This window comes from Alkalibacterium gilvum, assembly GCF_900109085.1.
Lineage (GTDB): Bacteria > Bacillota > Bacilli > Lactobacillales > Carnobacteriaceae_A > Alkalibacterium > Alkalibacterium gilvum.
Genome location: NZ_FNYW01000029.1, coordinates 19,130 through 28,416 on the forward strand (window position 1 = coordinate 19,130; position 9,287 = coordinate 28,416).

Here is a 9,287-nt window from a genome sequence, read left to right on the forward strand (position 1 = left end):
ATTTTTGAACAGTGGATATCTGAAGTAACTTTTTAGTGAAAATCAGTCGAATTGGATAGTGTTGATATATATTTTAATAAAATGTACCAAAAAATTAGAGCTATGAATTATTCAGGTTATTTATTATTTAAAGTCGTCTCATCTATTTATATAGCATATCATACAATTTATGTGTACGGATTAGATAGACTATAATGATATTAAAAAAGAAAAAAGATGTCACTACTTAAATAGGAGCGACATCTTTTTAACTGATTTATTTATCAACAGGAACACTGACAATGTCCTCTGTTTCTTGTTCCAACTCTTTTTCAAAAGTATCTAATAATGCGCGTACCTCATCTGTTGTTTTGGTTTCCATCAAAGCACTTCTAAGTCCGCTGGCTCCGCGGATGCCACGTACATAGATTTTAAAGAAACGACGCAATGGTTTAAATGACTGTTGCATTTCTGAAGAAAATTCATATTCATCAAAAAGATCTAAATGTAGTCTGAGTAAGCCAAGCATTTCTTCAGCGCTGTGCTCTCTTGCCTCTATCTCAAAAGCAAAAGGATTTGTAAACACTCCGCGTCCAATCATAATACCGTCAACACCATACTTTTCATACAGCTCCATTCCTTTTTGACGATCTGGAATATCTCCATTGATAGTTATCAATGTATCAGGAGCAATCTCATCCCTCACTTTTATAATCTCAGGAATCATTTCCCAGTGAGCATCAAATTTACTCATTTCTTTTCTAGTACGTAAGTGGATTGATAGATTTACAATATCCTGTTTGAGTAGGTGTGTGATCCAGTCACGCCATTCATCTAGTTTGGTGTAGCCGAGTCTGGTTTTCACGCTAACTGGGAGCCCACCCGCTTTAGCTGCTTCAATTAATTCTGCCGCAACTTCAGGATAACGAATAAGACCAGAGCCTTTTCCTTTGCCAGCTACATTCGGAACTGGACAACCCATATTGATATCTATGCCAGAGAAGCCAGCTTCTGCCATACCGATACTCATCTCTTTAAAGTACTCCGGTTGGTTCCCCCATATGTGGGCAACGAGTGGCTGTTCATCTTCTGTAAAGGTCAAGCGTCCTCGGACACTATTACGCCCTTCTGGATGACAATAGCTTACTGTATTTGTGAACTCAGTAAAAAACACATCTGGACGTCCAGCTTCAGCTATCACATGACGAAAGACTACATTTGTTACGTCTTCCATTGGTGCCAGTATAAAAAATGGTTTCGGCAAATTTTTCCAAAAATTTTCTTTCATAATTTATTAAATCCTTTCACAATAAGACCAATTATTATCTTTAAACGATGTGTTTATTTTATAAACACTAACTTTTACTATTTTAACTTGAATCGTCTATTTGTCAACTCTTGTACAAAAGAATACTTCGTTTTCACAACATTAGAGTACTTCAGGCACTCTTTATAAGCTTACTCAATTGGAAAAGGCTGCGAATTAGCTGATATGAGGGCCACATTAACTTACTAAGATGGAAAATGCTATGAGTTAGCTGATGTGCGCGGAAATTTTGTTTATTTAAGTATCACTGTACATTGATACTTATTTTTTAGAAGTAACTTAAGTATATGTAATAATAAACATGATAATCAAAAAACATCTTTGAAAGCAGCTTTCCAGCCGTAATCAAAGATGCCTCTATTGATTTTATCCGCGTTTTTTCAATTTGTCGATGATTTCTATCAGTCTTACATCTCCACCAGCAGGCGGTCTCCAGTCGACTTGAATACAAGGAACAGACTGTTTTATTTTAATTAATCAGGTATAACAAATTTCATAAATTAACTCAATCACAGGTTCATCGTTTTAGCTAATTCTACAATTTTAATTTCTTGTTCCCCTTCAAAATCATTGAGAGTAAAGGTCTGTACATCTGTGTTTGATCGATTTTTAATATGGAATGAGCGTGCTTGTGTATCCATTATAGAAGCATATAGTGTCTGGTGGGCTTGTTTTTCATTTTCATACACAATGGCTCCCTCTGGAATATCAAATTGCGCTAATATACGAAACCCTTGTAAAATTGCTGCGTTTCGCTCCATAGTTTTGGGTGTGTTTGAAACATAATAAGCTGCTCGAACAAATCGAGATGGCGGAGTAAAATCTCCAGGAATTCCTAGCATCCCTGTTCCTACACCTGTTTGTGTTACTTTTTCTTGATTAAACTGACTTTCTTTTGTGTTTTCAGGTTTCAAATTCAAATAATTTTTTAAATTTGTTTCATGCCAATGAAATTCAGGTGCATTTGTCAGCACGCCAAAAGGATTATCATACGCAATCAATTTACCTGATTTTGGTTCCAGAACAATTTTTTCTCCGCTGTCATCCATGAAAAAGAAATGATTAGACGCCGATTCGTCCCCGTTTAATTCTTTAAGTATAACGATTGTTTCTGCAGCTTCTTTGACTTCGGCTACATTCTTGCAACGGGTCAAAAGAAAATCAAACGCTTGAGCTGTGGTTGTATTGATCATTCCTTCAACGGGCCCATCGCTAAAACTCGCAAAGCCTGGAAAAAGATTATTTGACCCCATTAGTCCTTTTTCGTTTATTCCATCACCGAAAGAAGGAATGTTGAAAAAGCCTGATCCTAATGTGTTGTATTTTGATTTGTATGTTTTATCTGTTGTTTTGGTTATTTCTTTATTTTTAGGAACAAATAACACCTTATTATCCAGCGCTGCCCCGACTTCCAGTGTTCGGCCAAAAACTTGACCCTGTTTATATGAAAAGCCAATTGTTGTACACATATTCATTCTCCTTCTGCACATTTATACTATCGTTTTTTAAATAAATAATTATTAGCCGTTTTCGTATATCTTAAACCCTTCATTTTATCTTTCACTCTATCACTGTCGATTGCTTTTTCTTTGGGTAATTTAAAATAATGGTCCAAGTTTCTACAAGAGACTTGATTATGACTATCCACAATACCAATAAATATATAGTCCTCATCACAATAAGCAAGTGTTGCATCTCCATGGCTGTCATTGCACAAAAGTATACCATCTTTTTTCAAGTAATCTTTGGTAGCTTGTCCAACAAATCCTGCATATTGAGAGATAACCAAGTCCACAGGTTCAATATCTAAATTATCATAATAATTTTTTCCTATGAATTTGGCTTCGCTTTTTTCTTTGTAGTCTTTCTGCTCATCAATATACATGTTCACAGCATCTATATCCTTGAAAAAGCGTATAGCCCCTTTAAAATTATCAATATAAGTGACATTAGGAATGATGAAAGATGGGGAAATATCTATGTGACTTCCGGGATACAAGACAGATGAAACGTCAAAGTCATTTATTACTTTTTTATAGAGTGCTTTACGTTTTCCAATTTTTGAAATGTAGTCTTCATAAAATGATTTCACCTTTTCTATATCCATTTTACTTCCACCTTTAGTTTAATAATCGTTGCTAGTTATTTTCATGATATTAATAGCAACTACTCTTTCATCTTAACATTTATAATTGTTTATATATAACTTTTCTCAAATTTAATCGTAATAAATTTTCACACTTGGCTTGGATGAATCGACTTCATCAATCACTATCCTGTCATAAGGAAGACTTTCGAGGCTTTCAGAAAAAGCTTCGGCGGTACCGTATACGAGTACACCGTATGTCTCCACTCCGTTATCTTCAACATAATCAAGTGCATCCGCATAAAATTCCGTTTTAGCTGCATTGTAATCAAAGATTTCAACAAATTTTTCATGGTCTTTTAACCAACTTAGTCGTGAGGTGAAGTGCGTTTGGTATCCTTCTGATAAAATTTCTTTCGGCGATCTGTTTCCCGCATCAAAGAAAATATCATTCAAATTAAACAAAGGATATTTATCCGAATCCGGCTCCATGTTTGAACTTGGTTCAGCGTTAATATCAGGAACAAAGCCAATTAAATGCATAGGCTGATCGTCTCTCCAGCGTGTCCCAGGTTCTACCGTTCGTACACCGGCCCACTTGAAATCCAGCTCTGGATGTTCTTCGGTCAGTTGATATAATTCACTCATATTTAAGTCTTCTTCAAAAGCGATTGTCATGGAAACGTAGGATAAATCATTCAATTCTTCCATATATTCAATCGTCTTGCTGTTAAAGCGCTGCTTAAATTCTTCTTTGATATCAACTGACTGGTCACTTGCCTCTTCAGGAAAAGGTCGTATGATGTCTCTAAAAGCCTCATCAATACTAAACCGCGGGATGCTGTCAAAAATACCGCCATAGAAATTCTGAGGAATTCCTCTTTTGATATCCACGAAATGCAACGTGTCATTCTGTGTAAACAAGTTTTTAAGAAAATAACCTGTCTCATAAGTCCCAAAGCCCTTGGATTCTTCGATTGTGAACGAACCATTAACGTACCCTGGCATATTCAAGCTGATAAGGGCATCCATATCAAACTGAAAATCTATGTTAGTTAAACCTTCTTCATTTGACTGCGATTCTTCTGTGGGATCAAAATAAAACTGGTCAACGATATTGGATAAACCGTAAAATATTCCGACGTAGAGTAAAATGACAATCAACACAGAGACGAGTACGACTTTACCCAGACGCCGATTCACTATTTTGTTTATGTTTGTTGTCTCAGATTGGCTACTAACTAATTCTTCTTCATTTTCTGATTCTCTATCACTCATAAATTCATCCGGCAACTCTTCCGCATAGTAGTCTTCTATTGTGGCAAATTTCTCCAATTCTTTTTCAACGAACTCTTTTTCTTCTTCGGTCGCTGTTCCTTCTTTGTAACGTCTCATCACGTCTTTAAAATTCATAAGAATCCTCCTTTAATACTTTCCCCAATTTTTTCCGTGCTCGATATAAAGTGGTTTTCGTATGACTTTCTGACCGCCCAATTGTCTTTGAAATAGCTCTGATGCTCATACGTCCATAGTAAAAGAGGTAAAGCACTTCCCTGTATACTTCTGGTTCTAGACTCGTTAAATGATTATATAAACGTCGGTTACGGTCTTTATGTAAATAATTTTTCGAGGGATCCTTTGCAGATCGATCAGGTATAAATGTCTCATAAGTATCAAGGGTCAAAGATGCCTGTTTTTTCCGTTTCAAATCGATAAAATGATTTTTTAGTATTCTGAAAAGCCAATACTTAAAATTTTCTTCTGAACGATTCGATCCAATAAATCCTTTATAGAACGTTTCACTAACTAAGTCTTCTGCCAAGGTTTCATCACGACAAAGACTTAAAGCATACAAATATAATTCTTTGTGATATTTTTTATAGGCTTCTTCCATGGCATCCGGCTTCATCATGACCCTCCTTCACTCTATATACGTTTGAAACGTCTATTGGTTACACTTAGATTAATATTTATGTATTTACTGGTTATGTAAAATTAGAAAAACGCCCCTTGTAAACACATGGGTTCTGCATTTACAAAGGGAGCAGCATTTATAAGTATGTTTATTTAAAATAAAAAGAATTATTCAAATTGCAATTGGAAATAATCTGGTACAATCTTCGGTTGTTTTCTATCTAACAAATGTAGGATCATTTTAGAGACCAGTACACCAGGTCCCAAGGCTTGCCCAACACTTAATGTAGGGATTGAGCGATTTTCTAACCATTCAGCCACGTTCTTCTCTGTTGCATATTCAGGTAGACTTGGCGTATAGGCTGATGGTGGGAAGGTTTTACCTTGTAGCTCATCTACCGTCATATCCTCTGGTACACCCGTGTATTCCTCCAGTGTCATTCCACTAGGGTCAAAGGTCAAAACAGATGTGCCAAAGCCTAGAGCAACAGCTGTAGCAATAAATAAGTCTTTCTTGCGTGCTGCCCTGTGAAGAACAACTGAATCTGGAAAAGCAAAATAATCGATTGCGTCAATTACATAATCTACGTCTTCTAAAAAGGCATGTATATTTGTTTCGTTTACGCCTTCGTTATAACATTCAATAGTCATTTCAGGATTAATCGTCAGCAAATGATTTTTCAGTGCTTCTGCTTTTCTCTGATTCACAGTCAGATGAGTTGCAGCACATTGTCGATTGATGTTGGAAATATCAAAAATATCTGGATCAGCTAATATCAACTTGCCTATTCCAATACGAGCCAGCAGTTCTGCTGAAAATCCTCCAATACATCCACAACCTGCAATAGCAATTGTTTTTTCATGGAGTGCTTCTACCTCCTCTACTGACATGATTCCAAGATTTCGTTTAAATTGTTCTTTTATCATCACTTCGTTCCCTCCATTATCTTTTCCTCATTTGCTATCAAATAATCATACAGTATTCGACGCTTTTCCTTTAATGTATCCAAGCATTCTAAAAGATTCAAAACACACGGGATTGTTTTTGAACCAAGGTACACATTGGGTTCACCGATAATTTCAAAAGGAAATTTAAAAATACGGTGCATGTAGCGGTAAACGCGTTCATCAATACAACAAACCCAGTGAGTAATACCATTATCTATAGAGTAGTTTAAGACCGTTCGAATAAGACCTAACCCTACATCATGCTTTGGCATTTTAGTAAAAGCACTAATCTCAGCATATTTAGTATCCCCAAGACCGGTCAATTTTAATTTCTCAACTTCAAATATATTGAAATGTTTCATCGTGGGAAGTTCAGCCAAAGGCATAAAGATAAGTCGTGTCACTCCTACTACGTTATTTGTATTAACAGTTTCTACCGCAAAATATGTAGAATAATTAATATATGGATCCTTTTCATCCTTTTTTAAAAAACCAACCTCGTGATAACGCTGGTGATGCAAAGCTATTGCTCGAGTATTTTCAGTTCCATCAACCTTCTTGAAGCAATATTCATTTTTATTTCCCATTATAACACGCTCCTCAAAATTTTATTGTAGTCTTATAACACTTTTAAAGCGTTACCAAATTTATATTACAGTTTTATGGTTATTTATACAAAAAAATGATAAAATCTTATAGGATAGTCTCTTATCAAAATATGATAGTAGGATGTATGTTTTTATGAATGAACCTTTAACCGAAAAGAAACAAATCATGGACGAATTGATACAAGCTTATGATCAAAATTTAAATTCTCAAATTTTAAACATTGCTTCAATCTACATAATATTAAGTATCTCTTGGACGCTTGTGTTTCGATGGTTTCATATTCCTTTTTCACGTGCAGATTTGGGTATATTATTACTCATCTTTTTGGTTTTATCTTTAGTATTTTTAATTTTTCGTTTTGCGCACACGTCTACGAAGGTAAACACCCATATCGTACTACAATCAGTTGTGTTTGTTATTATTAGTTTGTATTTTGGATCTGGTTATTCAGAAGCATGGAGTTATTTTCTATTGGTTCCCATCGTTACGAGCCTATATGGGAAACGTTTCTTATCCATTTTTTATTCTACAATTGGCCTTCTCAGTATGATTTTTGTTCGGATAGGCTTTCCAGATAATGCAGCACATATTACAGATGCTATAGATATTTCAAATCGCATCTTGCTCTATATCATTGTCGCAACGTTTAGTTATTTAGTACTATCCAAGTTAAATATGCTCTACGATAAACAAGTCAATACTGTCGTTGAATCAATGGAAACAACGCTCGAGCAGGTTGTTCAGAGCTTTATTGTAGCTATGGAAGCAAAAGATTTATATACATTTGGTCATAGCGAACGCGTGAGCCAATATGCTGTAGCCTTAGCTAAACAATTACCTGAATATCAGCACAAGCAAAAGCTCTCACATTTAAGACTTAGTGGGCTTTTACATGATATCGGTAAAATAAATATGCCAGAAAGCATTCTGACGAAACCAACAGCACTGACGAGTGAAGAGTATGAAGTCATTAAAACTCATACTTCTCTTGGCGGTCAGATGGTAGAAAAAGTTGATGGTTTGCAAGGGTTAAAAAATGGTGTCTTATATCATCATGAAAGATGGGATGGTAAAGGCTACCCTACTGGTTCCGTAAAAAAAGATATCCCTCTAGAAGCACGTATATTAGCCGTAGCCGATTCTTTTGATGCAATGACAACAACGAGAGCTTACCGCAGTGGGATAGACTTAGAAGAAGCTTTTAAGCGAATATACGACGGTTTGGGATCCCAGTTTGATCCTAATCTAAAAGAAGCGATTGAAGCAGCTGAATCTGAATTCATTAAGATCTATTTTGAAAGTCACGATCCTCTAGAAGAATTTGAAAAACTAACAGATTTCTTATAAAAAAATGAGCAATCTAATAAAATAGCTTTATATTTGCTTTAATAATTATACATCGTAAATATGTATATATCAATAATTATATAGTATGCAGCATCACCTTCATTGTTTTTAATATTTATGTGTTTATAAAAATCTTACTCTCACTTTTTTTACGCATAAGAGTGAGAAATCCAACTGAACGTTTAGGATGTTTAACGATATGAAATCAAAAGTAATTAATCTACTTAATAATGTCATTACGCATTTGATCTATACCATTTATCCTATCGTACTTGTGCTATTACTGAGTTATAAGGATCCACTTTTTTTGAAGGTTTTACTTGTTCCCCTAATATCTTTTATATTAGTTAGTCTTTATCGAAACCATATAAATGCTCCACGTCCGTATGAGGTAAACGATACAGAACCTATTATATCAAAACAGAGCAAAGGTAAATCTTTTCCTAGTCGGCATGTCTTTTCTGCTTTTGTTATTGCGACTACTCTTTTCTTTGTTTCAAAAGTTCTAGGCATATTTTTAATTATAGCAGGAGTGGGTTTAGCAGTTTTACGTGTTATTGGTGGCGTACACTTCAAAAAAGACGTCATTGCAGGAGCACTGATTGGAATATTATCTGGTATTATTGGGTTCTATTTATAACTATTTGTTCAAATAAAACAAGGAAGGCATGGTCACTTATGATGACCATGCCTTCCTTATTTTATTACAGATGAATTTAATCATTAATTATCACTAGTGTTGCATAAAACTACCCACTCATCCCATTGCTTAATTGTGTAAAGAATCACAAATAGTTTTCACTAAAATGGAAAAAAGTTTTAATTGCTGGCGCAAGGGATGACTTTTTCCAGAAATTTTAAGCTTATTTTGTTTTATCCTCAGTAATTTACGATAATTTTCACTTACCCTGGATCGAATATTTTCCCGAAATAATCATAACATTCAAATTGAACCGAACGAAACACTCTTAAAATTTGGAAAATGGTTTGTTTTAGTTCAAGTTTCAATTTTATGAGTAGCGTAAGAAGATAGACGATCATTGCTAAAATAATTTGGTTGACAACACCATCTTCAGA

The 9,287-nt window shown here is 35.0% G+C and carries 9 protein-coding genes; 2 read left to right on the forward strand and 7 right to left on the reverse strand.

Annotation, left to right across the window (positions count from 1 at the left end):
• Positions 1–256: 256 nt before the first annotated feature.
• From BMX83_RS07655 to BMX83_RS07685, 7 genes are all read right to left on the reverse strand, one after another.
• A complete protein-coding gene (locus BMX83_RS07655) occupies positions 257–1,267 on the reverse strand; it encodes a tRNA dihydrouridine synthase (protein ID WP_091635567.1) in 1,011 nt (336 codons plus the stop codon).
• A 548-nt stretch (positions 1,268–1,815) separates the two neighbouring features.
• Positions 1,816–2,775, reverse strand: coding sequence for a linear amide C-N hydrolase (locus BMX83_RS07660; RefSeq protein WP_177170539.1), 960 nt, complete (start codon positions 2,773–2,775; stop codon positions 1,816–1,818).
• Between the two features lie 26 nt (positions 2,776–2,801).
• Positions 2,802–3,413 carry a hypothetical protein gene (locus tag BMX83_RS07665; RefSeq protein ID WP_091635573.1) on the reverse strand — a complete coding sequence of 204 codons (612 nt, stop codon included), beginning with the start codon at positions 3,411–3,413 and terminating at the stop codon, positions 2,802–2,804.
• A gap of 111 nt (positions 3,414–3,524) precedes the next feature.
• Positions 3,525–4,805 (reverse strand): anti sigma factor C-terminal domain-containing protein, encoded by a 1,281-nt coding sequence (locus tag BMX83_RS07670; RefSeq protein WP_091635576.1) that lies wholly within the window; start codon positions 4,803–4,805, stop codon positions 3,525–3,527.
• Positions 4,795–5,301, reverse strand: a complete 507-nt coding sequence (locus tag BMX83_RS07675; RefSeq protein WP_177170540.1) for an RNA polymerase sigma factor — start codon at positions 5,299–5,301, stop codon at positions 4,795–4,797. Before BMX83_RS07675 ends, BMX83_RS07670 begins: the two co-directional genes overlap by 11 nt.
• Positions 5,302–5,474: 173 nt before the next feature.
• Entirely contained in the window at positions 5,475–6,233 is a 759-nt protein-coding gene (locus tag BMX83_RS07680) for a ThiF family adenylyltransferase (RefSeq protein ID WP_091635581.1), read from the reverse strand.
• Positions 6,233–6,841 (reverse strand): N-acyl amino acid synthase FeeM domain-containing protein, encoded by a 609-nt coding sequence (locus tag BMX83_RS07685; protein WP_091635583.1) that lies wholly within the window; start codon positions 6,839–6,841, stop codon positions 6,233–6,235. The genes BMX83_RS07680 and BMX83_RS07685 overlap by 1 nt, the downstream gene beginning before the upstream one ends.
• A gap of 154 nt (positions 6,842–6,995) precedes the next feature.
• Between BMX83_RS07685 and BMX83_RS07690 the strand changes: the two genes are divergently transcribed.
• Together BMX83_RS07690 and BMX83_RS07695 are read left to right on the forward strand one after the other, a co-directional pair.
• Positions 6,996–8,210 (forward strand): HD-GYP domain-containing protein, encoded by a 1,215-nt coding sequence (locus tag BMX83_RS07690; RefSeq protein WP_177170541.1) that lies wholly within the window; start codon positions 6,996–6,998, stop codon positions 8,208–8,210.
• Between the two features lie 199 nt (positions 8,211–8,409).
• On the forward strand, positions 8,410–8,850 hold the full coding sequence (locus BMX83_RS07695; RefSeq protein ID WP_218141934.1) for a phosphatase PAP2 family protein: 441 nt from the start codon (positions 8,410–8,412) through the stop codon (positions 8,848–8,850).
• Positions 8,851–9,287 lie beyond the last annotated feature (437 nt).

What these genes read in the sequence shown, in the direction of transcription:
- BMX83_RS07655 (WP_091635567.1), bottom strand. Translation starts at nt 1,267, where the DNA reads ATGAAAGAAAATTTTTGGAAAAATTTGCCGAAACCATTTTTTATACTG.
- BMX83_RS07660 (WP_177170539.1), bottom strand. Translation starts at nt 2,775, where the DNA reads ATGTGTACAACAATTGGCTTTTCATATAAACAGGGTCAAGTTTTTGGC.
- BMX83_RS07665 (WP_091635573.1), bottom strand. Translation starts at nt 3,413, where the DNA reads ATGGATATAGAAAAGGTGAAATCATTTTATGAAGACTACATTTCAAAA.
- BMX83_RS07670 (WP_091635576.1), bottom strand. Translation starts at nt 4,805, where the DNA reads ATGAATTTTAAAGACGTGATGAGACGTTACAAAGAAGGAACAGCGACC.
- BMX83_RS07675 (WP_177170540.1), bottom strand. Translation starts at nt 5,301, where the DNA reads ATGAAGCCGGATGCCATGGAAGAAGCCTATAAAAAATATCACAAAGAA.
- BMX83_RS07680 (WP_091635581.1), bottom strand. Translation starts at nt 6,233, where the DNA reads ATGATAAAAGAACAATTTAAACGAAATCTTGGAATCATGTCAGTAGAG.
- BMX83_RS07685 (WP_091635583.1), bottom strand. Translation starts at nt 6,841, where the DNA reads ATGGGAAATAAAAATGAATATTGCTTCAAGAAGGTTGATGGAACTGAA.
- BMX83_RS07690 (WP_177170541.1), top strand. Translation starts at nt 6,996, where the DNA reads ATGAATGAACCTTTAACCGAAAAGAAACAAATCATGGACGAATTGATA.
- BMX83_RS07695 (WP_218141934.1), top strand. Translation starts at nt 8,410, where the DNA reads ATGAAATCAAAAGTAATTAATCTACTTAATAATGTCATTACGCATTTG.